Here is a 23,347-nt window from a genome sequence, read left to right on the forward strand (position 1 = left end):
GGGCCGACTCGGGGCGGGCAGCGGGCCGCGGTGGCGCAGCGGCGCGCACCGGCGCGGGCGCTGGGGCCGGCTGCGGCACGGTCTGGGGAGCAGCCGGCGCCTCGCCCGCCGCGAGCGCTGCGGCCGACGGCGTCCAGACCACCACACCCATGGCCTCGAGCAGCGCGCGCTGGCGCGCGTCCCAGCGCGCGGGGGTGTCGGCGCCCATCAGGCGGCCTCCTCGTCGGCGCGCACGACCCAGCGCATCACCAGCGCGTCCTCGCGGCCACCGTCGGCGCGGGCGTAGTAGCCCTTGCGCCGGCCCAGCGGCTCGAAACCCCAGGCCTCATACAGGCGGCGCGCGGCGGCATTGCCCTCGCGCACCTCCAGCCACAGCAGCGGCGCGCGGGCCGCGCGGCAGGCGTCGGCCAGCTCGGTCAGCAGGCGGCGCGCATGCCCTTGGCCGCGTCGGGCCGGATCGATCGTGATGTCGAGCAGGTGCATCTCGTCCACGCCCACCATGGCCACCAGGTAGCCCAGCAGGCGGCGGCCGTCTTCCAGCACCCAGGCCAGGTGGCCGGCGGCCAGCGAGTCGGCGAACTGGCCGCGCGTCCAGGGCGACTCGTGGCAGCGCGCCTCCAGTGCGGCGACGCGGTCCAGGTCGGTCTCGCGCAGGCGGCGCAGCAGGACCGTCATGCGGCGCTCCCGGCTTTCTGCGCGTCGCGCTCGGCGGTGGTCAGCGCCACCTTGTCGCGCAGGTACAGCGGCAGCGCCTGGTCGGGCGTGACGCCGGCTTGGTCGCGCACGGCTTCGCGGGCCAAGGCCAGCAGCGCGGCGGCGCGGTCGGCCTGCCGTGACCACAGCAGGGCCTCGCCCAGCGCCAGCCGCTCGCCAAAGGCGTCGATCGCCGAGCCGGCGCAGGCCGGCGGCGGCGCCGCACGCCACAGCGTGTGCAGCGTCGGCAGATCGTACAGCGCGGGCGCGCGCAGCACCTGCCAGCGGCCGCCCTGGCGGCGGTAGTGGCCGGCGTAGACCTCGTCCATGCGCGCGTCCATCGCCACCCAGAGCGTGAAGCCCTCGTCCTGGCTGGCCTGGCGGCGCGCGTCCTCGGCGACGATCAGCAGGCTGTCGAGCAGCCAGACCGGGCAGCCGATGCCCAGCGCCAGCCCCTGGGCCACCGACACCGCGGTGCGCAGGCCGGTGAAGGCGCCCGGCCCCTGGCCGCAGGCGATGCCCTGCAGGTCGGCCGGCGCCAGGCCGCGCCCGGCCAGCAGGTCCAGCAGCTGCGGCAGCAGAGTGGCCGAGGCCTGGGCGCCGCCGCTGGCGTTGATGCTGCGGCCCCACGCGCCGTCGGCCAGCGCCACCGCCAGCGCCTCGGTGGCGGTGTCGAGGGCCAGCAGTCTCATCGGCAGGGCGCGGGTGGTGGGGCGGGCATGGGCGTCAGTGTAGCCGTGCGATCATCGGCCGATGCACCGCCTGCCTGCCCTGGCCGCGCTGCTGCTGGCGCTGGTGGCGCCGGCCGCGCCGGCCCAATCCCTGCTGCCGCCGGAAGTCCACCAGGCGCTGCAGCGCGCCAAGCTGCCCGAGTCGGCACTCTCGGCCGTGGTGCTGGAAGCCGACAGCGGCCAGCGCAAGCTGGCGCTGGGCGAGCAGCAGCCGATCAACCCGGCCTCGGTGTTCAAGCTGCTGCCCACCTATGCGGCGCTGGACCAGCTGGGCCCGGCCTGGAGCTGGAGCACGCCGGTGTTCGCCAGCGGCACGCTGCAGGGCGGCGTGCTGGAGGGCTCGCTGGCGATCCGCGGCAGCGGCGACCCGAAGCTGGTGCAGGAGCGCGTCTGGCTGCTGTTGCGCCGCGTGCAGCAGCTGGGCGTGCGCGAGATCCGCGGCGACATCCTGCTCGACCGCGGCGCCTTCATGGTGCCCGAGACCTCGCCCGCCGAGTTCGACGGCGACCCCAGCCGGCCCTACAACGTGCGCCCCGACGCGCTGATGCTGAACTACAAGGCGGTGGTGCTGGGCTTCGTGCCCGACCCGGCGCGCGGCCAGGCGCTGGTCACCGTTGATCCGCCGCTGGCCGGCTATGCGGTGGACGCCAGCGTGCCGCTGTCCGCCGGTCCCTGCGACGACTGGCGCGGCGCGCTCAAGGCCAGCACCGGCGATCCGGCGCGGCTGCGATTTGCCGGCGCCTACCCCGGCGCCTGCGGCGAGAAAACCTGGCCGCTGGCCCACCCCGACCCGAAGGGCTTCAACGCCCGCCTGGTCGAGCAACTGTGGCGCGAGCTGGGCGGCAAGCTGGCCGGCAGTGTGCGCGAGGGCACGGTGCCGGCGGGCGCGCGGCTGCTGTTCGAGCAGGCCTCACCGCCGCTGCTGGAGGTGGTGCGCGAGATCAACAAGTTCAGCAACAACGTGATGGCCGAGCAGCTCTTCCTGTCGCTGCCGCTGGCCGCGCGCAGCCTGCCGGCGGGTGCCAGCGTGCGCCCCGAGGACGCGCGCGAGCACCTGCGGCGCTGGCTGCGCGATCGCCTGGGCGAGGAGGCCACGAAGGACGTGGTGATCGACAACGGCTCGGGCCTGTCGCGCGAAACACGGGTCAGCGCTGCGCTGCTGGCGCGGTTGCTGCAGCAGGCCTGGAGCTCGCCGGTGATGTCGGAGCTGATGGGCTCGCTGCCGATCAGCGGCACCGACGGCACGCTGCGCCGCTCCACCGCCACCGCCGGCCGGGCGCACCTGAAGACCGGCTCGCTGCGCGACGTGGCGGCGGTGGCCGGCTATGTGCTGTCGAACAGCGGCCGGCGCTATGTGCTGGTGGCGGTGCTCAACCACCCCAATGCGGGCGCTGGCCGGCCGGCGCTGGACGCGCTGGTGCAGTGGACCATCCGCGACACGCCCGCCCGCTGAGCGGGCGGGCGCGGCGCAGCGTCAGAAGCGCATCGTCAGACCGACGCTGTAGCTGGTCGGGTTGACGGTGGCGTCCAGCGTCTGACCGGTGGACAGCGTGGCGCGCGTCTTCAGCGGCGTGGTCATCACCGCCACGTCCAGACCCAGCTGGTCGGTCAGCGCCACGGACAGGCCGACCTGGGCCGTGAAGGTGAACTTCGAGTCCATCTCCAGCGTGGTCGGGTTGGCGGGCGAGCCGCCGGTCAGGCCGGTCAGCGTGGCCGTGCCCTTGGCCTTGTAGAAGCGCGCATAGGTGGGGCCGATGCCGACATAGGGCCGCCACCGCGACGACGGGTCCATGAAGCGGTACTGCGCCAGCAGCGTGATCGGCAGCGCCTTGACCTCGCCGATCTTGCCGACACCGGCGATCGCGCCGTCGCCGGTCAGCTCGTGGGTGAAGCCGGCCGCCAGCGGCAGGTCGAACGAGATGTGGTCGGTCCACATCCAGGTCAGGCCGGCGGTGGGCTGGGTGTCATTGCCGATGGCGGCCTGGGTCCCGGGGAAGGACGGCGCCGTCAGGTCGCCGCTCTTGGTGTTGGGCTGGATGCTGGTGGCGCCAATGCGGCCGATCAGCGTGCCCGCCGACTGGGCCTGAGCCAGACCGGCCGTCAGCAGCGCGGCGGCCAGAAGGGCGATGCGGGGGGTGCGGAACATGGGGACGACTCCTGCGAAAGTGGACATCACAGCCAGCCCGCCTGGGCCAGGGTGCGAGCGATCAGCTGCGAGGCCAGCTGGTGGCCGTAGGGCGTCGGGTGGAAGCCGTCCGAGAACAGGTAGTTCTTGTACCAATCGCTGCCGCTGGCACCGGCGGGCGGGTTGGCCGCCAGGTTGGCGTCGGTGCAGGTGGCAAAGGTGTAGGTGGGCAGGCCGTCGGAGCCCAGCCCGGTGACCGGGCAGGCGGTGTCCTCCACATTGCTCAGCTGGTACTGCGCCGGGTTGGCGATCTCGTCATTGAACGAGGTGTAGATGTCGACCAATGCCAGCCGGTCGTCGCCGGCCACCTTGGCGGCCAGGCGCGCGTTGAAGGCCTCGATCCAGCTCTTGAACAGCGCCTCGCTCTGCGCCCGCGCAGCAGCGCCCGTCTCACCGCCGCCAAAGGCCGCGGCCACGCCGTCGAGCACCATCTGGAAGCGCGGCGTGTTGGTGATGCCGGGGATGTTGATCAGGGCCACCCGCTTGGCGCCCTTGTCCAGCGCCTGGGCCTTGACCATGCCGTAGAACACGTCGGCCAGGCCCTGCATGTAGGCGCCACCGGCCGTGGCCAGGCCCGTCTGGCCACCGGCCACGGCGGCCGCCACCTGCTCGGGCGTCAGCACGGTCGACAGCACGCCCACATAGGCCGCGCCGCCGTCGCTGGCCGCCTTCAGGTAGGCGCCGACCAGGTCGGCTGCGTCGTTGCCGCCACCGTCGATCAGCAGCAGGTCGCCGTCGGCATAGCCGGCCGCGGCCGCCGCGGCCAGCTGCACACCCACGCCGCGCGGGTCGGCGGCCACCAGGCCCGAGCCGGCGTTGTTGATGACACCACCGCCGATGGCGTAGTTGGTGCAGCCGGTCTTCGGGTTCGGCACGAAGGTGCTGCCGTTGAAGAGGAAGAAGGGGCAGCCGTCGGCCACACCGAACTGGCGCGCCACCAGGTCGGGGTAGGTGGGGTTGCCCTGGATCGTGAACTTGATGCCGAAGGTGCCCACATCGGCCAGGCTGTCGCCCATGACCTTGACCGCAGTGACCTGGGCGCGGGTGCTGGTGTCGGAACCGCCGCCGCCGCAGGCGGCCAGCAAGGACGCCAGCGCAAGGCTGGCCAGCGCACATGCGCCTAGACGGGAACGAAGCATGAGGTCTCCTGTGCGGGTTCGCAAAAACGAACGATCGTTCGAAAATTCAGCGAACACTCTATCCCCGGCACGCGGCCGGGGATCAGGCAGGAAACCCTGAGTCGGACTGGAGCGCTGGCTCTAGGGCCTCAGAACGGCAGGTTGGACAGGCGCGAGATGGCCTGCTGGCCCAGGTAGAGCTGGAAGGTGGACGAGGGGCGCAGCTGGTCGGCCCACAGGTAGCTGGCGGACTTGTCCTTGGCGGCGGTGATCAGCGTGTCGGTGGTGCAGGTCGCGCTGTTCCAGTGGGCTTCCAGGCAGGCCGGGGTGATCACCTCACCCAGACCGTAGGCGCTGGGCACGCGCACCATCGCGCGCGACAGGTCGTCGCCCAGCAGCAGACCAATCTTGCTGCCGTCGTTGATCAGCTCCAGGCGCATCGCCTTGTTGAAGGCATCCACCAGGCGGGTCAGCAGCGCCGGGCGGTCGTCACCCACGTCGGCCTTTTCCTTCAGCGCCCAGGGCGACAGGCCCAGGTCGTGGATGGTGCTGACCAGCACACGCGCGCCGGTGCCGGTGGCGGCGTTGATCTGCGTCGCCAGCTTGCGGCCCTGGGTGGTCAGCGTGGCGATGAGGGTGGCCTCGTTGCTGCCGTCGTACAGGGCGTACTGGTCGACGACATCGTGCATGCCGACCATCACGGTGACCAGATCGGTGTTCTGCATGTCGCCGCTGTCGATGCGGGACTTCATCGCCGCCACCACGTCGTCGACGCGGGCGCCGACCGCCGCCGCGCGGATCGCGGTGACGTCGGGCGAGGTCGCGGTGCCCTTGCACTGGGCAAAGACCTTGCCATAGGCCGACGAGGCCATGTACTGCGTCCACATCGGGCTGGTACCGCAGTCGATGGTCTTGGGCGTGGTGGTGGTCAGCGCGTTGACGCTGTACTTGGCGCCACTGTCCTCGAGGCGGCTGAGTTCATCGCCGAAGCTCAGCACCCGCGCAGGGACGAACCGATCGACCTGGGAGGTGCCACCGCCGCAGGCGGCCAGCAGCGTCGCGCCGATCAGGGCCACGCCAGCGGCGCGGGCCAGTCGGGCCGCCAGGGAAGATGCAGTCATGAGGTCTCCGGTGAACAAGGGAACAAGGGGTCAGGCCGCAGCCCGCTGCAAGCGGTCGCGCACGCCTTCCCAGTCGGGGGTGGGCGGCGGCGTTTCGACCCAGATCAGCGCCGCGCCGCTGTCATCCAGCGCGCGCAGGGCTGCGAACAGGTCGTGCGCCGCCGCTGCGGCATCGTCGGGCATGCGGCACCAGGGCAGGCCGGCGGGCTGGCCCTGGACTGTGCGGGAATATACCGCCACGGGCGGTGGCGCCCCAGGCGCCGGGGCGCCCAGCACCTCCAGCGCCGAGCGCAGCGTGGCCGCGTCCATCAGGCGCACGCGGGCGCGCGGTGCGTAGTGCGAAGCCAGCGTGCCCGAGGCGCGCGGCGCTGCGCCGTCCGGCGCGGCCAGTGGTTCGCCCAGCACCGCCTCGAGGGCGGCGCGGCCCAGCACGCCGGGGCGCAGCAACACGGCGCGGTCCTCGCGGGTGCAGTCAATGATGGCCGACTCGATGCCGACCTCGCAGTCGCCACCATCCAGGATCAGCAGCGTGTCGTCGAATTCACCCGCCACATGGGCTGCGGTGGTGGGGCTGACGCGGCCGAAGCGGTTGGCGCTGGGCGCGGCAACGCCGGGCACACCCTGGCGCGCGGCCTCGCGCAGCAGCGCCTGCGCCACCGGGTGCGCGGGGCAGCGCAGGCCGATGCTGTCCTGGCCACCCGCGGCGGCCGCCGCCTGGCCACTGGCGCGCGGCACGATCACTGTCAGCGGCCCGGGCCAGAAGGCCTGGGTCAGGCGCGCCGCACGCGCCGGCCAGGCGGCGGCGAAGCGGCTGGCCTGCGGCGCATCGGCCACATGCACGATCAGCGGGTGGTCGGCCGGGCGGCCCTTGGCCGCGAAGATGCGCGCTACTGCAGTGTCGTCATCGGCACGGGCGCCCAGGCCGTAGACGGTTTCGGTGGGCAGGGCCACCAGCTCGCCCGCGGCCAGGCGGGCGCCGGCCTCGGCCAGTGCCGCGGGGTCCCGGCCGTCGCGGATCGTCATGGTGCTCAGAGCGGCGGCAGGCCCAGCAGCTGCGCGGCGCGGTCGGCGGTGGCGCGCGCCGTGGCGGCGTCGGCGGCGGTGATGGTCAGGTGGCCCATCTTGCGGCCGCGCCGGGCGCTGGTCTTGCCGTACAGGTGCAGGTGGGTGCCGGGCAGGGCCAACACGGGGGCCCAGGCCGGCTCGCGCTCGGTGCCGGCGGCATCGAACCACAGGTCGCCCAGCAGGTTCAGCATGAGGGCCGGCGAATGCAGGCGCGGTACCACCAGCGGCAGGCCGGCCATGCAGCGTACCTGGGCCTCGAACTGCGAGCAGTCGCAGGCGTCAATCGTGTAGTGGCCGGAGTTGTGCGGGCGCGGCGCCATCTCGTTGGCCACCAGGGCCAGACCGCCAGCCGCGTCATCGACGACGAAGAACTCGACGCACAGCACGCCGACATAGCCCATCTCGGCGGCGATGGCCCCGGCGCGCTGCACCGCCTGCGCCGCCAGCGCGGGCGAGACGCCGGGCGCCGGCACCTCGGTCACCGCCAGGATGCCGTCGCGGTGCAGGTTCTGCTGCACCGGGAAGTGCACCACCTGGCCGTCGCCGCCGCGGGCGACGATCACGCTCAGCTCCAGGCGCAGCGCCAGGCGTTGCTCCAGCACGCAGGCCACGCGGCCCAGCGCGTCCCAGGCGGCGGCCAGCGCCGCGCGGTCGGCCACGCGCACCTGGCCCTTGCCGTCGTAGCCCAGGCGGGCGGTCTTCAGGATGCCGGGCAGCAGCGCGCCATCCACGGCGGCCAGTTGCTCGGGTGTCTCGATCAGCGCATAGGGCGCGCAGGGCACGCCGGAAGCGCCGAAGTGGGCCTTCTCGCGCGCGCGGTCCTGGCAGATGGCCACCGCGTCACCCGCGGGCGCCACCGGGCGGCGCGTGGCCAGCGTGCGCAGCGCGTCGGCGGGCACGTTCTCGAATTCGGTGGTCACCGCGTCGGCCACGTCGGCCAGCGTGGCCAGACCGGCCTCGTCCAGGTAGCCGGTGGCGATGTGGTGGTGCGACACCAGCCCGGCCGGGCTGGCCGCGTCGGGGTCGAGCACGGCGGTGCGGTAGCCCAGGGCCTGCGCGGCGTGGACGAACATGCGGCCGAGCTGGCCGCCGCCCATCACACCCAGGGTGGCGCCCGGCAGCAGCGGACCCAGGCTCATTGCAGGTCCTTGGTCATGGCCCGCGCGGCGTCGGTCTGGGCGGCACGGAAGGCCAGCAGCTTGGCCTGCAGCGCCTCGTCACGGTTGGCCAGCATGGCCACGGCGAAGAGGGCGGCATTGGCCGCGCCGGCAGCACCGATGGCAAAGGTGGCCACCGGAATGCCCTTGGGCATCTGGACAATCGAGTGCAGCGAGTCGACACCCTGCAGGTGGCGGCTGGCCACCGGCACGCCCAGCACCGGCACCGGCGTCTTGGCGGCCAGCATGCCCGGCAGGTGGGCGGCGCCGCCGGCGCCGGCGATGATGGCCTGCAGGCCACGCGCGCGGGCCTGCTCGGCGTAGGCGAACATGTCGTCGGGCATGCGGTGCGCCGAGACAACCCGGGCCTCGTGGGGCACGCCGAACTCGGCGAGAATCTGGGCGGCGGCCTTCATGGTGTCCCAGTCGCTGGACGACCCCATGACGATGCCGACCACGGGCAAGGCGCTGTTCAAGGCTGCAAGGCTCCGGACGGGCAAAAGCCGCGATTTTAGGCTGGCGCCGCAGGCCGGGTGTGTCTGGCGCGTGCCCGCCGTGTTTCTCCACCGCAGATTCCGACATGATCGACATCACCCTGCAGAACTTCGAAGCCGAGCTGATCACCGCCTCGACCCGGCAGCCCGTGCTGCTCGACATCTGGGCGCCCTGGTGCGGCCCGTGCAAGTCGCTGGGCCCGATCCTGGAAAAGCTCGAGACCGAGTACGCCGGCCGCTTCACGCTGGCCAAGCTCAACAGCGACGAGCAGCCCGAGATCGCCGGCCAGCTGAGCCAGGCCTTCGGCGTGCGCTCGATCCCCTTTTGCGTGATGTTCGTCGGCGGCCAGCCGGTGGACGGCTTCGTCGGCGCCATCCCCGAGCCGCAGATCCGCGAGTTCCTGGGCAAGCATGTGCCCACCGAGGATGCGCTGGAGGCCGAGGCCGAGGTGGAAGAAGCCGAAGCGATGCTGGCCGAGGGCGGCGACATCACCAGCGTGATCGCCAAGCTGCAGGAAGCGGTGGCGATCGACCCGGCCAACGACGTGGCCCGGCTGGACTACCTGAAGGTGCTGCTGGGCGTGGCGCGCCAGGACCCGTCGCGCATCGCCCAGGCGCGTGCGGCCTTCGACCCGGTGGCGGCCAAGGTGCTGTCGGACAGCCGCTTCGCCGCCGTCGAGCATTGGCTCAAGGCCTGCGAGGCCGCGCAGCAGGCCCGCTCGCCCGAGGCCCTGGCGGCCGCGGTGGCGGCCAACAAGCGCGACTTTGCGGCCCGCTTCGAGGCCGCGCAGGTGCTGTTCGCTGCCGGCGCCTTCCCGCAGGCGATGGACGAGCTGCTCGAGATCATCATGCGCGACAAGGCCTGGAACGACGAGGCCGCGCGCAAGACCTATGTCGCCATCCTCGAGCTGATGACCAAGCCGGCACCAAAGCCGTCTGCCGGCGACGCGCCCAAGGGGGCGCTGGAGGTGACCGGCAAGGCCGCCGTGGCGCCGGTTGACCCGGTGCTGGAGCAGTACCGCCGCAAGCTCAGCATGGCGCTGTTCTGACGCGGGGCTAACTGCCCAGTTCGGCGTCCACCCGGGCCAGGTGCGCGGCCAGCGTCGCCTGGAAAGCCTGGAACTCATCCAGCGCCGCCTGCGCCAATGCCTGGTGGCGGGCCGAGGCCGCGCTGTCGCCACAGCGCGCCAGCAGGGCCGCCAGGCGGGCGTGGCCGGCGGCGCGGTCGTCGGCGTCGGGCTGCTGGTCCACCAGTGGCGCCAGCGCCCGCGCTTCCTGCTCGGCGCGCTGGCGATCGCCCAGGTGCCAGCGGCACCAGGCCCGGTTCAACGCCATGTGAGGCACCAGGCTGGCCATGCCGGTGTGGGCCGCCTCATCGAGCGCGGCGTCGTAGAGCGACACCGCCTCGGCCCAGCGCTGCAGCACGGTGTAGAGCCGGGCCTTCATCACGGGCGGCATGGCCACCAGGCCCTCGTTGCCCATGCCCAGGTCGAGCTGGCTGCACGAGTCGGCCTCGAGCAGCGCCAGCCGCGCCTCGTCCTCGGTGCGCCCTCCCAGGGCATCGAGCAAGCCCAGGCGATCGACCTGGCCGGAGTTGCGGTTGTGCGCCATGGCCGAGAGCATCGCGGTGTCGCCCTGCGACATCGCGCTGTGGCGCACGCGCAGGTACAACTGCTGCGCCCGCGCGTGCAGGCCGGCCAGGCGTGAGGCGTCGGCGCGCACCAGGCACAGACGGGCCTGAACGCCGAGGTCGCGGCCGGCGTCGAGCTGACCGGCCGCCACCATCGTGTCAACCATCCCCCCGAAGCGCCGGGCGTTGAAGTGGCACAGCGACATCCAGGCCAGCGCAAGCGCCTGCAGGCGCGGCAGGCCAACATCGGCGGCGCGCTGCTGCGCCTCGCCGAAGTGATCGATGGCCTGGGGCGACAAGGCCTCGAAGTGCTCGATCATGCCGGCCAGAAAGGGCACCCAGGCTGCCAGGGCGCTGCGGCCGCGTCGCTGGGCCTGCACCCGCAGCCCCTTCAGCATGAAGCGCGCCTCGGCCAGGTGGCCCGAGCGGGCCTGGGCAGCGGCCCGTTCAGCGCGCAGGCAGTCGGCCTGCGCAGGGTCCTGGCACGCGGCAATCGCCGCGTCCAGACTGTCGATCAGTCGGGACACAGGGCGCTCTCCTCCCTGCCTGGAGCCGGTCTTCAGCCGGTCAGGCGTTCGAGCGCTTCGCGATACTTCGCTGCGGTACGCTGGATCACATCGGCCGGCAGCGCGGGCGCCGGGGCGGTCTTGTTCCAGAGCTGGCCATCCACCGTGGCCTGCTCCAGCCAGTCACGCACGAACTGCTTGTCGTAGCTGGGGGGGTTGGCGCCCTCCTGGTAGCCCTCGACGGGCCAGTAGCGCGAGGAATCGGGCGTCAGCACCTCGTCCATCAGCGTCAGGGTGCCGTGGGCATCGAGGCCGAACTCGAACTTGGTGTCGGCGATGATGATGCCCTTGGTCAGCGCGAAGGCCGCGGCTTCCTGGTACAGGCGGATCGACACCGTGCGCACCTGTTCGGCCAGCTCGCGGCCAACGATGGCCACCATCTGCTCAAAACTGATGTTCTCGTCATGGTCGCCCATCTCGGCCTTGGTGGCCGGGGTGAAGATGGGCTGCGGCAGCTTGGAGGCGTTCTTCAGGCCGGCCGGCAGCGCCTCGCCACACACCGACTGGCTCTGCTGGTACTCCTTCCAGCCCGAGCCGGCCAGGTAGCCGCGCACCACCGCCTCGACGGGCAGCGGCTTCAGGCGCTTGACCAGCATCGCGCGGTCGCGCACCTGTTCAACCTCATCAGGCGCCACCACCGACAGCGGGTCCTCGCCGGTCAGGTGGTGCGGCACCACATGGCCCAGGCGGTCGAACCAGAACAGCGCCATACGGGTGAGCAGTGCGCCCTTGCCGGGGATGGGCTCGCCCATCACGACGTCGAAGGCCGACAGCCGATCGGAGGCGATCATCAGGATGCGGTCGTCACCGACCGCATAGTTGTCACGCACCTTGCCGCGGGCGAGCAAGGGCAGTGAATGCAGGGAGCTTTCGAGGAGCGCGGAAACCATGTCAATCCAGTGGGCTGATGCCCTGGATTGTAGGCGGCGAGCCCGTTACCCCCCTTGGACAGGGGGGTGGACCCACCGAATAACGCCCCTAGAACGTGGGGGGTATCAGCGCACCTGCTGGGCCAGCGCGCCGCTGGCGTAGCGCGCGGCCATGTCGACCAGCGTCAGGCCCTGGATCTTGCCGGCCTGGCCCTCGCAGCCGAACTCCAGGTAGCGCTGCTTGCAGATCGCCTTGGCGGCCTCGCGGGCGGGCTTGAGCCACTCGCGGGCGTCGAACTTGTCGGGGTTCTCGGCCATGAACTTGCGCACCGCACCGGTCATCGCCAGGCGGATGTCGGTGTCGATGTTGATCTTGCGCACGCCGTGCTTGATGGCTTCCTGGATCTCGGCGATGGGCACGCCGTAGGTTTCCTTCATCTTGCCGCCGTACTGGTTGATGATGGCCAGCAGGTCCTGCGGCACCGACGAGGAGCCGTGCATCACCAGGTGGGTGTTGGGAATGCGCGCGTGGATTTCCTTGACGCGGCTGATCGCCAGCACGTCGCCGGTGGGCGGGCGGGTGAACTTGTAGGCGCCGTGGCTGGTGCCGATGGCGATGGCCAGCGCGTCGAGCTGGGTTTCCTGGACGAAGCGGGCGGCCTCTTCCGGGTCGGTCAGCATCTGGCTGTGGTCGAGCTTGCCGACGGCGCCAATGCCGTCTTCCTCACCGGCCTCACCGGTCTCCAGGCTGCCCAGGCAGCCCAGCTCGCCCTCCACCGTGACGCCCACCTTGTGCGACATGGCCACCACCGCGCGGGTGACCTCGACGTTGTAGGCAAAGTCGGCCGGGGTCTTGCCATCCTCGCGCAGCGAGCCGTCCATCATCACCGAGCCAAAGCCCAGGTCGATCGCACCGGCGCAGACCTTGGGGCTGGTGCCGTGGTCCTGGTGCATCACCAGCGGGATGTGCGGGTACATCTCGGCCGCGGCCTGGATCAGGTGCTTGATGAAGGGCTCGCCGGCGTACTTGCGGGCACCGGCGCTGGCCTGCAGGATGACCGGCGCACCGACCTCGTCGGCGGCAGCCATCACGGCCTGCACCTGCTCCAGGTTGTTGACGTTGAAGGCCGGAATGCCATAGCCGTGTTCGGCGGCATGGTCCAGCAGTTGGCGCATCGAGACGAGAGCCATGGGAGGGTCCTCAGGAGGAAGTGGAGAAATCTGGGCGGGCGCGCGATGTAACCGCGCCGTAACTCGCCGAATTCTAGTCCCGCGCCCTGTCGCCGGGCTGTCCGCTTCAGCCGGTGTTCAACCCACCCTGCACACTTTGAGCATGTTCGTTCCGCCGGGATAGCCCATGGGCTCGCCGCAGGTGATGGCATAGGTGTCGCCGGGACGCAGGATGCCGCGACCCACCAGGATGCGTTCGGCGGCGGCCAGTGCGGCGTCGCGGTCGGTGAAGCTTTCCATCGACAGCGGCCGCACATTGCGGTAGAGCGCCATGCGCGCCACCGAGCGCGGCTGCGTGGTCAGGCCGAAAATCGGCACATGGATGTTGTGCCGGCTCATCCACAGCGCGGTCGAGCCCGATTCGGTGAGCGCGACGATGGCCTTGCAGCCCAGGTGGTGGGCGGTGAACAGCGCGCCCATCGCGATCGACTGGTCGATGCGGGCGAAGTGCTTGCTGGTGAAGTCGGCGTCGAGCTGCACGTCCTCGGCGCGCTCGGCCTCCAGCGCAATCAGGTGCATCTGCTCGACCGTCTCGACCGGGTACTTGCCGGCCGCCGTCTCGGCGCTGAGCATCACCGCGTCGGTGCCATCGAGCACCGCATTGGCCACGTCCGAGACCTCGGCACGGGTGGGCACCGGGTTCTGGATCATCGACTCCATCATCTGCGTGGCAGTGATGGTGATCTTGTCCATCTCGCGCGCCATGCGGATCATCTTCTTTTGCAGCGCCGGCACCGCGGCGTTGCCCACCTCGACCGCCAGGTCGCCACGCGCCACCATGATGCCGTCCGAGGCCTTGAGGATGGACTCCAGGTGCGGGATGGCCTCGTAGCGCTCGATCTTGGCGATCATCGCCGGCTTGTGGCGGTAGGGCTCGCCGGCCACGTTGGCCAGCTGGCGCGCCATCTCCATGTCGGTGGCGTTCTTCGGAAAGCTCACCGCCAGGTAGTCGCACTGGAAAGACATCGCGGTCTTGATGTCCTCCATGTCCTTGGCGGTCAGGGCCGGCGCGGTCAGGCCGCCGCCCTGCTTGTTGATGCCCTTGTTGTTGCTGAGCTCGCCACCGATCTTGACGATGGTGTGGACCTGCTCGCCCTTGACCGCCTCGACCGTCAGCACGATCAGGCCGTCGTTGAGCAGCAGCGTATCGCCAGGCTTCACGTCGCGCGGCAGCTCCTTGTAATCCAGGCCGACACCGCCCAGATCGCCGAGGTCGGTGCGCCCGGCGTCCAGCACAAAGGGCTGGCCGCCCACCAGTATCACCTTGCCCTCGGCGAACTTGCCCACGCGGATCTTGGGGCCCTGCAGGTCGGCCATCAGCGCCACCGGCTTGCCCACCTGGGCGGCCACCTCGCGCACCAGCGTGGCACGGTCGATGTGGTCCTGGGCCTTGCCATGGCTGAAGTTCAGGCGCACCACGTCGACGCCGGCGCGCAGCAGCCGCTCCAGCACCTCGCGGTCACTGGACGCAGGGCCGAGGGTGGCGACGATCTTGGTGGCACGGGGCATGAGGCAGGTCTCCTGTGGCGGCCGTCCGGCAGGGCGCGGCGCCGTGTGTGTGGGGTGGGGTGGGGTGGGGTGCGGCCATTATCCGCAGAGACAGGTACGACGCGGTTACCAGTGCACGGCCAGCCCTTCGGTGCCCGGGGCCGGGAACACCGCCTCATAGCCCTGCCGAGCCTGGCGTGCCGGATCGGCCCAGGCGCGGTTGGCTGGGCTGAGGTAGTTGAAGCACAGCTGCGGCCGCTGTGGCTGGGCCGAGGCGAGGATGCACTCGAGCGCCTCCTCGTCCGGGTGGCCGAACTGCTCGCCATTGGTGCTGACCAGGTAGCGCGGGCACTCGACCAGGGCCATCAGCTCGGCGGTGGTGTTGCCGCGGCTGCCGTGGTGGGCCACCTTCATCACGTCCAGCTTCAGCCGCGCCTGGCCACGCGCCGCCAACAGGCGGCGCAGCGACGCGCAGACCACCGGCGCATGGGCATCGGCCAGCAGCAGCGCGCTGCGCCGGCCGCATTCGGCCAGCAGGGCGATGCTTGAGCCATTGGCGGGTGCGGCGTCCAGCCGGGGTCTCGCCCCCGAGCCGCCGCCGAGCCGACCGGTGTCGGGCAGGTAGCGTCGCTGCGCGGCCAAGGCCGCCCAGGCACTGTCGAAGTCGCCCGGCACGATGGCGCTCTTCAGGTCCTTGCGCCAGGCGGTGTGCAGCGCCACCAGGCCCTGGTCGCTGGGCGACAGCACGGTCAGGCGCAGGCCGCCCGGCAGCCGGACTTCGGGCAGTGGCCCGCTGGCTGGCACGCGCACGGCGTGGCCGTCGAAGGACCGGTTCCAGGTGCCCGGCGGCAGGCGCCGCTCGATCAGCGCGCTGAAGTACTCGCCCTGCTTGCCGCCCAGGCGCTCCTGCGCACCCGCCTCCAGCAGGTGGGCCCAGCCGTTGAACCAGACCTCGCCAATCTCGACCGACCAGGGGGGCGGCTCGGCAAACCAGCGCACCAGACCATCGACGTGGTCGGTGTCGACGTGGCTGAGCACCACCAGCTCCAGCCGGGGATTCGCTCCGGGCAGCGCCGCCAGGCGCGTGCGCAGCGCCTCCCAGGCGCCGATCGGTCCGCCGTCGATCAGCAACTGGCGTTGGCGGCGGCCATCGTGCCAGCCCAGCAGCAGCGCGTCGCCGTGCAGCGCCGGCAGCATCTCCAGGGACATCGAGCGCTTCATCGCGCGGCCCCCTGCCGGCCTCAGCGGGCGCGCTGCGCCGCCACGTCGGCCACCGCCAGCGCGGTCATGTTGACCACGCGGCGCATCGTGGCCGAGGGCGTCAGGATGTGCGCCGGTGCCGCCGCGCCCAGCAGGATCGGGCCCACGGTGACGCCATGGCCGCCGGTGACCTTCAGCACATTGAACAGGATATTGGCGGCGTCGATGTTGGGCAGCACCAGCACATTGGCCGCGCCGTGCAGTGTCGAATCCGGCATCACCGCCTGGCGGATGGTTTCGGACAGCGCGGCGTCGCCGTGCATCTCGCCGTCGCACTCGATCTGCGGTGCGCGCTGCACGAACAGGTCGCGCGCCGCACGCATGCGCCGCGCACTCTCGCGCTTGGAGCTGCCATACATCGAGTGGCTCAGGAAGGCCACCTTGGGCGGCAGGCCGAAGCGCTGCACCTCGTCGGCCGCCATCTGGGCAATCTCGGCCAGTTGCTCGGCCGAGGGCTGCTCGTTGACGAAGGTGTCGGCAATGAACAGCGTGTGCTGGTCCAGCATGATCGCGTTCATCGAGGCCATCACCTGCACGCCAGGGCGCGCGCCGATCACCGCCTGCACATGCTCGAAGTGGGCATCAAAGCGACCCACCAGGCCGCACAGCATCGCGTCGGCGTCACCGCGGCGCAGCAGCATCGCGGCGATCAGCGTGTTGGAGCGGCGCAGCGCGGCCTTGGCGGCCTCGGCCGACACGCCCTCGCGCGCCATCAGGCGGTGGTAATCCTCCCAGCAGGCGCGGTAGCGCGGGTCGTCCTCGGGGTTGACCACCTCGAAGTCGACGCCGGGCTGCAGGCGCAGGCCGGCGCGCTCGATGCGCATCGCGATCACCGCCGGGCGGCCCACCAGAATGGGCTTGGCCAAGCCTTCGTCCAGCACCACCTGCACCGCGCGCAGCACGCGCTCGTCTTCGCCCTCGGCGTAGATCACGCGCGCCGGTGCGGCCTTGGCAGCCAGGAACACCGGCCGCATCAGCATGCCGGTCTGCGAGACAAAGCGGCTCAGCGACTGGCGGTAGGCGTCCAGATCAGCGATCGGCCGCGTGGCCACGCCGGACTCCTGCGCGGCCTTGGCCACGGCCGGCGCGATGCGCAGGATCAGCCGGGCGTCAAACGGCGTGGGGATCAGGTAGTCGGGGCCGAAGCGCAGCGTCTTGCCGGCGTAGGCGGCGGCCACCTCGTCGCTGGCCTCGGCCTTGGCCAGCGCGGCGATCTCGCGCACGCAGGCCAGCTTCATCGCCTCGGTGATGCGGCTGGCGCCGCAGTCCAGCGCACCGCGGAAGATGTAGGGGAAGCACAGGACGTTGTTGACCTGGTTGGGGTAGTCCGAGCGGCCGGTGGCGATGATGCAATCCGGCCGCGCGGCCTTGGCCAGCTCGGGGCGGATCTCGGGCTCGGGGTTGGCCAGCGCCAGGATCAGCGGCTGCGCGGCCATGGTGGTGACCATCTCGGGCGTCAGCACGCCGGCGGCGGAACAGCCCAGGAAGACGTCGGCGCCGGCCACCACCTCGGCCAGCGTGGTCGCGCTGGTCTTCTGGCAGTAGCGCTGCTTGGACTCATCGAGCTTGTCGCCGCGGCCCTCGCGGATCACGCCCTTGCTGTCGCAGACGAAGATGTTGGCCGGCTGGACGCCCAGCGAGACCATCAGGTCCAGGCAGGCGATCGCGGCGGCCCCGGCCCCCGAGACCGCCAGCTTGACCTGGCCGATCTGCTTGCCCACCAGCTCCAGGCCGTTGAGCAGCGCGGCGCTGGAGATGATCGCCGTGCCATGCTGGTCGTCGTGGAAGACCGGGATGGAGAGGCGCTCGCGCAGCTGCTTCTCGACATAGAAGCACTCCGGCGCCTTGATGTCCTCCAGGTTGATGCCGCCCAGCGTGGGCTCCATCGCGGCGATGATCTCGACCAGCTTGTCGGGGTCGTTCTCGGCCAGCTCGATGTCGAACACATCGATGCCGGCGAACTTCTTGAACAGGCAGCCCTTGCCTTCCATCACCGGCTTGCCGGCCAGCGGGCCGATGTTGCCCAGGCCCAGCACCGCGGTGCCGTTGGTGACCACGCCCACCAGGTTGGCGCGCGAGGTGTAGTCGGCCGCCAGCGACGGGTTGTCCTCGATCGCCAGGCAGGCATAGGCCACGCCGGGCGAGTAGGCCAGGCTCAGGTCGCGCTGGTTGGACAGCGGCTTGGTGGGGGTGACGGCGATCTTGCCCCGCGTCGGCGCGCGGTGGTAGTCCAGGGCGGCGTCGCGCAGCGCCTGTTCGGCGGGCGAGAGGTCGGGGGCGGGCATCGCAGTCTCCTCGATGGAATGGGTTGAATCTTGCGTATGGTGCGGTTGCATTCCACCAGGCGCAAGAAGATCGCCTCATCTATGCGGAATTCGCATGGAACGATGCCCCTGCGTTCAGCCCCCGCAGACGGCATCTGGCACAGTGCGCCGGGTGACGATCTCCGCTGCGCCTCCCACCCTGCACAGCACCCTGGCCAATGGCCTGCGCGTGCTGGCCCTGCCCATGCCCTGGCGCCAGACGCTGTCGCTGTCGGTCTTCATCCGCAGCGGCAGCCTGCACGAGCCGCGCCGCTGGGCCGGCATCAGCCATGTGGTCGAGCACATGGCCTTCAAGGGCACGCCCACGCGCAGCTGCCAGGCGATCAACCTGGCCGCCGAGGCGCTGGGCGCCGAGCTCAACGCCCACACCGACAAGGACCACACCGCCTACCACCTGGACGGCCTGGCGGCCGACCTGCCGCTGTTCGTGGAGCTGCTGGCCGACATCATCCTGCACCCCAGCGTGCCCGAGGACGAGCTGGAGCGTGAGCGCCAGGTGATCCTGCACGAGCTGACCGAGGTCGAGGAAGACCCGGTGACGATGGCCTTCCTGGCGTTTGACCGCGCCTGCTACGGCGCGCTGCACCCTGCGGCGCGCCCGGTGATCGGCCAGCGCGCCACGATCGAGCGCCTGACGCGCGCCGACCTGCTGGCCTACCTGCAGTCCCAGTACGTGGCCAGCGAGGTGGTGGTGGCCGCTGCCGGGCCGGTGGATCTGGACACGCTGGTACCGCTGGTCGAGCGGCATTTCGGGGCCATGCCTGCCGGCACGCCGCAGCCACTGCCGCGCGCGCCCTGGCAGGGCGGCTGGCGCCAGTACCGGCTGGGCGGCAGCTCGCAGACGCAGCTGGTGCTGGGCTACCCGGCCCCCACGCCCGACGACGACCGCCACCTGGCCCATGTGCTGGCCGCGGCGCTGCTGGGCGAGGGCATGAGCTCACCGCTGCTGGATGAGGTGCGCGAGCGCCGCGGCCTGGCCTACCACGTGGCCTGCTCGGCCGACCTGCTGCCCTGTGGCGGCCAGTTCATCATTGAGGCGGCCACCAGCCCGGCGCAGGCGCTGGAGTACCTGGACGCGGTGGCCACGCTGCTGCGCCGCCATGCCGAAGCCCGCCCCAAGGCGCCCGAGCTGGCGCGCGCCCGCCAGCAACTGCGTCTGCGCGCGCTGCGCCAGCAGGAACAGCCGGCGCGCCGGCTGGAGCAGTCGGTGCAGGAGCTGTTCACGCTGGGCCGGCTGCGCGCCGACGGCGAATGGCTGGAGCGCCTGGACGCGGTGACGCCCGCCCAGGTGCAGGCGGTGTTCCGCCAGCAGCAGGCCGGCCCCGCGGCGGTGGGTGTGGCCGGCAGCGTGCCGCAGCGGCTGCGCGAGCAGGCGGCGCCCTGGTTTGGCGTCTGATCAGGCGCTGATCAGACGCACCTGCAGCACCTGCGTGCTGCCCAGCAGCGCCAGCAGGCGGTCGATGTTGGGGTGGGCACCGGGGCGCTGGCGCGCGTCGGCGGTGTGCTCACCGTAGAGCTGCAGGCCTTCGGCCGCGGCGGCGGCATCGAGGCGCCCGCCATGGCGCTGCGCCAGCGCGTGGTAGACCGCCACCGAGCCGGCCTGGCCGGGGCGGTTCTCGATCACGGCCACGGTGTGGCCCGCGGCGTCGATCAGGTGCAGCGCCGCCAGGTGGGCGACGCTGGGCAGGGTCTTCAGGGTGTCGGCAAAGGCCATGGTGCGCAGGCGTCAAGGGTTGCAGCGCGCACTGTATCCCCCGCACCCGGTGGGTGCCCAGCGCGGCGCGGACGCGGCAAGATGGCCCCCAGGAGATGCCCATGCCCGACTACACCCGCGACCCCGGCGCCCTCTTCCATCCCGAACGCCGCGCCATGCCCACGTTGCCGGGGCGCCCCTCGGTGGAGCTGCTGGGCGCTGCGGCGGCGCGCATCGCCTACCTGGGCGATGCCGGCGCACGCGCGCGCGCCCTGGCCGCGATCGGCGCCCAGGAGGCGCTGTTCTTCGACGACCCCGCCACCGACACCCAGGGCCTGCTCGCCACCCACGCCGACGGCTGGCTGATCGCCGCGCTGCGCGGCACCCAGCCCTGGCGGCGCGACGTGCTGATCGATGCCATGGCCTGGACCCGCCAGTGGTCCGCGGTGCCCGGCGCGCAGGTGCACAGCGGCTTCGCGCTGGCCGCGCACAAGGTGCTGACCCATGCCAAGGTCGGCCCGGCGCTGGCGGCGCTGCGGCCCGACCGGCGCCTGCTGATCTGCGGCCACAGCCTGGGCGGCGCGCTGGCGGTGCTGCTGGCCTCGGCCTGGGGGGCCGACCGCCTGGTCACGATCGGCTGCCCGCGCGTGGGCGACGCCGTCTTCGCGCGCACGCTGGATGAGCGCCTGGGCGAGCGCCACACCCGCATCGTGCAGGCCATCGACCTGGTGCCGATGGTGCCGCCCGGCCACGAAGGCGCGCTGCCACCCAGCAGCGGCTGGCAGGCGCTGTGGTCGACCACCGCGGCGCGCGCCGCGATGGCCATGGCCGATGGCTGGGGCGACCACGCCGGCTGGGACCCGGCCGAGGTGCTGGCGCGCGCGCCGCAGGGCTACCAGCATGCCGGCCAGCGGCTCTACATCGACCGCCGGGGCCGGCCCTGGCCCGGCGCTACCGAGGCCCAGGTGCGTCAGGACCAGTTCGATGCGCTGACCCAGGACGGCCCGCTGCGCAAGCTCAGCTGGCTGCTCACCGGCCAGATCGCCACCCGGCTGCTGAGCGACCACACACCGGACAACTACCTCAGCGCACTGCGCGGCTGACTACACTGGCCGCATGAGCCCTGCCGCGCCACTGCGCGCGCTGATCCTCGCCGCCGGCCGCGGCGAGCGCATGCGCCCGCTGACCGACACCTGCCCCAAGCCGCTGCTGCCCGTGCGCGGCCAGCCGCTGATCGCCCACCACCTGCAGGCGCTGGCCCGGGCCGGCGTGCGCGAGGTGGTGATCAACACCGCCTGGCTGGAGGCGCAGTTCCCCGCCACGCTGGGCGATGGCAGCCGCTGGGGCCTGCGCATTCACTACTCGATGGAAGGCCAGGCCTACGGGGGCGCGCTGGAGACGGCCGGCGGCATCGCCACCGCCCTGCCCTGGCTGGCACCGCGCGGCGACGAGCCCTTCTGGGTGGTCTCGGGCGACATCTGGTGCCCGGACTTTGGGTTCGAGGCGTCGCACGCCGAGCGCTTCGCCGCCAGCGACGACGACGCCGGGCTGTGGGTGGTGCCCAACCCCGGCTTCAATGCCCGCGGCGACTTTGCGCTGCAGGGCGATCGCCTGAGCCGCGACGAGCCCCGCCCCTGGACCTACGCCAACCTGGCGCTGTGCCGGCCCCGGCTGGTGGACGGCGTGGCGCCCGGCACCCGTGCGGCCCTGGGGCCGCTGCTGTTTGCCAGCGCCGCACGCGGCCGCCTGGGCGGCCAGGTGCTCAGCGGCGCCTGGGAGAACGTGGGCACGCCAGAACAGCTGGCGGCGCTGCAGCGCCTCAGCGCCCCGGCACCGGGTTGAAGCGGCTGGCGTCGATGTCGGCTTCCTTCATGCCCTGCGGGCAGGGGCGGTCGGTGTAGATCACCTCGCCACGCTTCACGCACTTGCGCATGCCGCCCGGCACCGGCAGCGCGATCACTTCGGCTGATGCGGCTTCGGAGGCCGGCTGCGCGCGCACCGTGCCGTTGTCGAAGACGATGGCCTTGGGCGGCGGCGGGCTGCGTCCGATCAGCGGCGCCAGCCAGGTTGAATCACGCCAGCGCCAGGCGCTGAGCAGCACGAAGGCCACGAGCAAACCGCCCAGGCCCCATTTGAAGATGTTCATTCGAGACTCCCTGCGCTGAAGTCTACCGAAGGCGCGCCAGCGCCCGCCCGGTCCGGGTCCCCAAGGTGAAGGCTTCCTCGAACACCGAATAGCCGGCCAGGTCGCTGTGGACAAAGGCCACGCGACCGGCGGACTCGCGCAGCGCGCGCCGCGCCGGCTGGCCGGCCACGCCGGGTGCCGGAATGGCCATCGCATGGCCCCAGCGCGTCAGCTCGGCCTGGCGCAGGCGCTGGGCCAGGTCGGGGTGCAGCGGCGCCAGATGGGCCAGCACTTCGGTGGTCCAGTCGGCGGCCGAGCCGCTCAGCAGGCGGCCGCGCTCGGCCTCAGGCAGCGCCAGGTAGGCCGTGATCACCGGGGGGGCGGCGGCGGCATCGGTGCGCAGCGACTGGTGGCGCGCGTTCACATAGCCCAGCATTGGCGAGCGGCCCGCCAGTTGAAAAGGCACGTTGTCCCAGGCCAGCGGTGCGCCGGTGCGTGCCAGCGGCCAGGCGTCCAGCTGCAGGTTGGCCACCAGCCAGGGGGCGTGGCGGGTGGCCTGCGCGGTCTCGCGCAGCGCGCGCTGGCGCGGCGCGTCCAGGCCCTGCACCAGGCGCACCGCGGCGTGCAGCGGCAGGGCCACCACCACCCGCTCGGCCTGCCAGCGCTCGGGCGCGCCCTGCGCCTCGTTCCAGGCCAGCACCTGCACCGCGTGGCGGCCGGCCTCCACCGCCAGCACGCTGCGCCCGGCGTGCACACGCTCAGCCAGCGGCTGGGCCAGCGCGCGCACCAGGAAGGCATTGCCCTCGGGCCAGGTGAAGACCGCGTCGCGCTCGGCCACCTCGTCACCCGGCGCGGCAAAGCCGTGGCGGCTGGCGAAGTAGTGCAGGCCCGCCCAGGCCGAGACGCTGGCGACGCCGGCGCCGTAGTCGTCGCGGCAGCAGTAGTCGAGGTGGCCCAGCAGGCGGCTGTCGTCCAGGCCCTGGGCCTGCAGCCACTGGTCGAAGCGCTGCGCGTCGAGCGCCGCATGCCCGGGCTGCCAGGCCAGGCCGGTGGTGGGCATCGCGAACGGCAGCGCGCGCTGCGCCTCGGCCACGGCCTGGGCAAAGCGCCGGTACTGCGCCAGCGTGGCCGGCCGGCCCTCGGCCGAGGGCAGCAGGCCGTCCTGCCAGGCACCGTCGATGAACAGGCGCTCCTGCGGCGCGTGGCACAGGTGGCGCTCGTCGGGCTGCAGGCCCGCGGCCGTCATGCGCAGCAGGCCGATCTGCTGCAGCCACTCGCGCACCTCGGGCGCCGCGGCACTGGGCACCGGCAGGTAGTGCGCGCCCATCGGGCAACCGCTGCCGGCCAGTGCGTGGCCGCGGCTGTTGCCGCCCACCGCGTCGTCGAGCTCCAGCAGCTGGGCGTCGTCGATGCCGCCCTCCACCAGCGCGCGCAGCGCCGCCAGACCCGACACGCCGCCGCCCAGCACCAGCGCACCGACGCGGCGCAGCGGCCCGGCCGGCATGGTCGGCCGCGGCGCGCGCAGGCGGTGGCCGCGCTCGGGCGCCACGCCCACCCAGCGGCTGGCGTGCAGCACCTCGGGCGCGGGCAGGCAGCCG

22 protein-coding genes and 1 pseudogene are annotated in these 23,347 nt (G+C 72.2%); 5 read left to right on the forward strand and 18 right to left on the reverse strand.

All coding sequences use genetic code 11. The features are described from left to right. The 3 genes and pseudogenes from KAK06_RS23315 to tsaB form a co-directional block, all read right to left on the reverse strand. A pseudogene (locus tag KAK06_RS23315) lies at positions 1 to 208 on the reverse strand (uracil-DNA glycosylase family protein); the annotation flags it as partial. After that, positions 208 to 675 (reverse strand): ribosomal protein S18-alanine N-acetyltransferase, encoded by a 468-nt coding sequence (rimI, locus tag KAK06_RS23320; protein WP_210804572.1) that lies wholly within the window; start codon positions 673 to 675, stop codon positions 208 to 210. The gene rimI and the pseudogene KAK06_RS23315, both read right to left, overlap by 1 nt. Continuing rightward, positions 672 to 1,385 carry a tRNA (adenosine(37)-N6)-threonylcarbamoyltransferase complex dimerization subunit type 1 TsaB gene (tsaB, locus tag KAK06_RS23325; RefSeq protein WP_210804573.1) on the reverse strand — a complete coding sequence of 238 codons (714 nt, stop codon included), beginning with the start codon at positions 1,383 to 1,385 and terminating at the stop codon, positions 672 to 674. The genes rimI and tsaB overlap by 4 nt, the downstream gene beginning before the upstream one ends. 61 nt (positions 1,386 to 1,446) lie before the next feature. Between tsaB and dacB the strand changes: the two genes are divergently transcribed. Next, positions 1,447 to 2,877: a D-alanyl-D-alanine carboxypeptidase/D-alanyl-D-alanine endopeptidase gene (dacB, locus tag KAK06_RS23330; RefSeq protein ID WP_210804574.1), complete on the forward strand. Its 1,431-nt coding sequence runs from the start codon at positions 1,447 to 1,449 to the stop codon at positions 2,875 to 2,877. A gap of 21 nt (positions 2,878 to 2,898) precedes the next feature. Here the strand turns inward: dacB and KAK06_RS23335 are convergent, their stop codons facing one another. From KAK06_RS23335 to purE, 6 genes are all read right to left on the reverse strand, one after another. Then, a complete protein-coding gene (locus KAK06_RS23335) occupies positions 2,899 to 3,570 on the reverse strand; it encodes an OmpW/AlkL family protein (protein WP_210804575.1) in 672 nt (223 codons plus the stop codon). Positions 3,571 to 3,596: 26 nt separating this feature from the next. Continuing rightward, positions 3,597 to 4,748 carry an SGNH/GDSL hydrolase family protein gene (locus KAK06_RS23340; protein ID WP_210804576.1) on the reverse strand — a complete coding sequence of 384 codons (1,152 nt, stop codon included), beginning with the start codon at positions 4,746 to 4,748 and terminating at the stop codon, positions 3,597 to 3,599. 128 nt (positions 4,749 to 4,876) lie between these two features. After that, positions 4,877 to 5,848, reverse strand: coding sequence for a hypothetical protein (locus KAK06_RS23345; protein ID WP_210804577.1), 972 nt, complete (start codon positions 5,846 to 5,848; stop codon positions 4,877 to 4,879). A 30-nt stretch (positions 5,849 to 5,878) separates the two neighbouring features. Then, positions 5,879 to 6,871 (reverse strand): L-threonylcarbamoyladenylate synthase, encoded by a 993-nt coding sequence (locus KAK06_RS23350; protein WP_210804578.1) that lies wholly within the window; start codon positions 6,869 to 6,871, stop codon positions 5,879 to 5,881. 5 nt (positions 6,872 to 6,876) lie between these two features. Continuing rightward, on the reverse strand, positions 6,877 to 8,052 hold the full coding sequence (locus tag KAK06_RS23355) for a 5-(carboxyamino)imidazole ribonucleotide synthase (protein ID WP_210804579.1): 1,176 nt from the start codon (positions 8,050 to 8,052) through the stop codon (positions 6,877 to 6,879). Then, the gene (gene purE, locus KAK06_RS23360) at positions 8,049 to 8,513 is read right to left on the reverse strand and encodes a 5-(carboxyamino)imidazole ribonucleotide mutase (RefSeq protein WP_210804593.1); all 465 of its coding nucleotides are present in this window, start codon (positions 8,511 to 8,513) and stop codon (positions 8,049 to 8,051) included. The genes KAK06_RS23355 and purE overlap by 4 nt, the downstream gene beginning before the upstream one ends. A 137-nt stretch (positions 8,514 to 8,650) precedes the next feature. Here purE and KAK06_RS23365 point away from each other — a divergent pair, with 137 nt between their 5' ends. Next, a complete protein-coding gene (locus tag KAK06_RS23365; protein WP_210804580.1) occupies positions 8,651 to 9,613 on the forward strand; it encodes a tetratricopeptide repeat protein in 963 nt (320 codons plus the stop codon). A gap of 7 nt (positions 9,614 to 9,620) precedes the next feature. On the opposite strand, the gene KAK06_RS23370 is transcribed toward KAK06_RS23365, so the two are convergent. From KAK06_RS23370 to KAK06_RS23395, 6 genes are all read right to left on the reverse strand, one after another. Next, positions 9,621 to 10,721, reverse strand: coding sequence for a hypothetical protein (locus KAK06_RS23370; protein ID WP_210804581.1), 1,101 nt, complete (start codon positions 10,719 to 10,721; stop codon positions 9,621 to 9,623). A gap of 32 nt (positions 10,722 to 10,753) precedes the next feature. Continuing rightward, positions 10,754 to 11,650, reverse strand: a complete 897-nt coding sequence (locus KAK06_RS23375; RefSeq protein WP_210804582.1) for a phosphoribosylaminoimidazolesuccinocarboxamide synthase — start codon at positions 11,648 to 11,650, stop codon at positions 10,754 to 10,756. Between the two features lie 105 nt (positions 11,651 to 11,755). Further along, entirely contained in the window at positions 11,756 to 12,820 is a 1,065-nt protein-coding gene (fba, locus tag KAK06_RS23380) for a class II fructose-bisphosphate aldolase (RefSeq protein WP_210804583.1), read from the reverse strand. A 117-nt stretch (positions 12,821 to 12,937) separates the two neighbouring features. Further along, the gene (gene pyk, locus KAK06_RS23385; protein ID WP_210804584.1) at positions 12,938 to 14,368 is read right to left on the reverse strand and encodes a pyruvate kinase; all 1,431 of its coding nucleotides are present in this window, start codon (positions 14,366 to 14,368) and stop codon (positions 12,938 to 12,940) included. Positions 14,369 to 14,473: 105 nt separating this feature from the next. Next, positions 14,474 to 15,568 carry a ComEC/Rec2 family competence protein gene (locus KAK06_RS23390; protein WP_210804585.1) on the reverse strand — a complete coding sequence of 365 codons (1,095 nt, stop codon included), beginning with the start codon at positions 15,566 to 15,568 and terminating at the stop codon, positions 14,474 to 14,476. 20 nt (positions 15,569 to 15,588) lie between these two features. Next, the gene (locus KAK06_RS23395; RefSeq protein WP_210804586.1) at positions 15,589 to 17,892 is read right to left on the reverse strand and encodes an NADP-dependent malic enzyme; all 2,304 of its coding nucleotides are present in this window, start codon (positions 17,890 to 17,892) and stop codon (positions 15,589 to 15,591) included. A 151-nt stretch (positions 17,893 to 18,043) separates the two neighbouring features. Between KAK06_RS23395 and KAK06_RS23400 the strand changes: the two genes are divergently transcribed. Continuing rightward, entirely contained in the window at positions 18,044 to 19,327 is a 1,284-nt protein-coding gene (locus KAK06_RS23400) for a M16 family metallopeptidase (protein ID WP_310741146.1), read from the forward strand. On the opposite strand, the gene KAK06_RS23405 is transcribed toward KAK06_RS23400, so the two are convergent. Next, positions 19,328 to 19,645 (reverse strand): DUF2322 family protein, encoded by a 318-nt coding sequence (locus tag KAK06_RS23405; protein WP_210804588.1) that lies wholly within the window; start codon positions 19,643 to 19,645, stop codon positions 19,328 to 19,330. It lies immediately after the preceding gene. A gap of 101 nt (positions 19,646 to 19,746) precedes the next feature. Between KAK06_RS23405 and KAK06_RS23410 the strand changes: the two genes are divergently transcribed. Next, on the forward strand, positions 19,747 to 20,727 hold the full coding sequence (locus KAK06_RS23410; protein WP_210804589.1) for a lipase family protein: 981 nt from the start codon (positions 19,747 to 19,749) through the stop codon (positions 20,725 to 20,727). A gap of 13 nt (positions 20,728 to 20,740) precedes the next feature. Further along, positions 20,741 to 21,466, forward strand: coding sequence for an N-acetylmuramate alpha-1-phosphate uridylyltransferase MurU (gene murU, locus KAK06_RS23415; protein WP_210804590.1), 726 nt, complete (start codon positions 20,741 to 20,743; stop codon positions 21,464 to 21,466). Here the strand turns inward: murU and KAK06_RS23420 are convergent. Both KAK06_RS23420 and KAK06_RS23425 read right to left on the reverse strand, forming a co-directional pair. Beyond that, positions 21,444 to 21,770, reverse strand: coding sequence for a hypothetical protein (locus KAK06_RS23420; protein WP_210804591.1), 327 nt, complete (start codon positions 21,768 to 21,770; stop codon positions 21,444 to 21,446). The genes murU and KAK06_RS23420 overlap by 23 nt on opposite strands. Positions 21,771 to 21,792: 22 nt before the next feature. After that, positions 21,793 to 23,347, reverse strand: a 1,555-nt coding sequence (locus tag KAK06_RS23425) for a flavin monoamine oxidase family protein (protein WP_210804592.1), incomplete at its 5' end; no start/stop codon positions are given.

This window comes from Ideonella aquatica (assembly GCF_018069755.1).
Classification (GTDB): Bacteria; Pseudomonadota; Gammaproteobacteria; order Burkholderiales; family Burkholderiaceae_C; genus Ideonella; species Ideonella aquatica.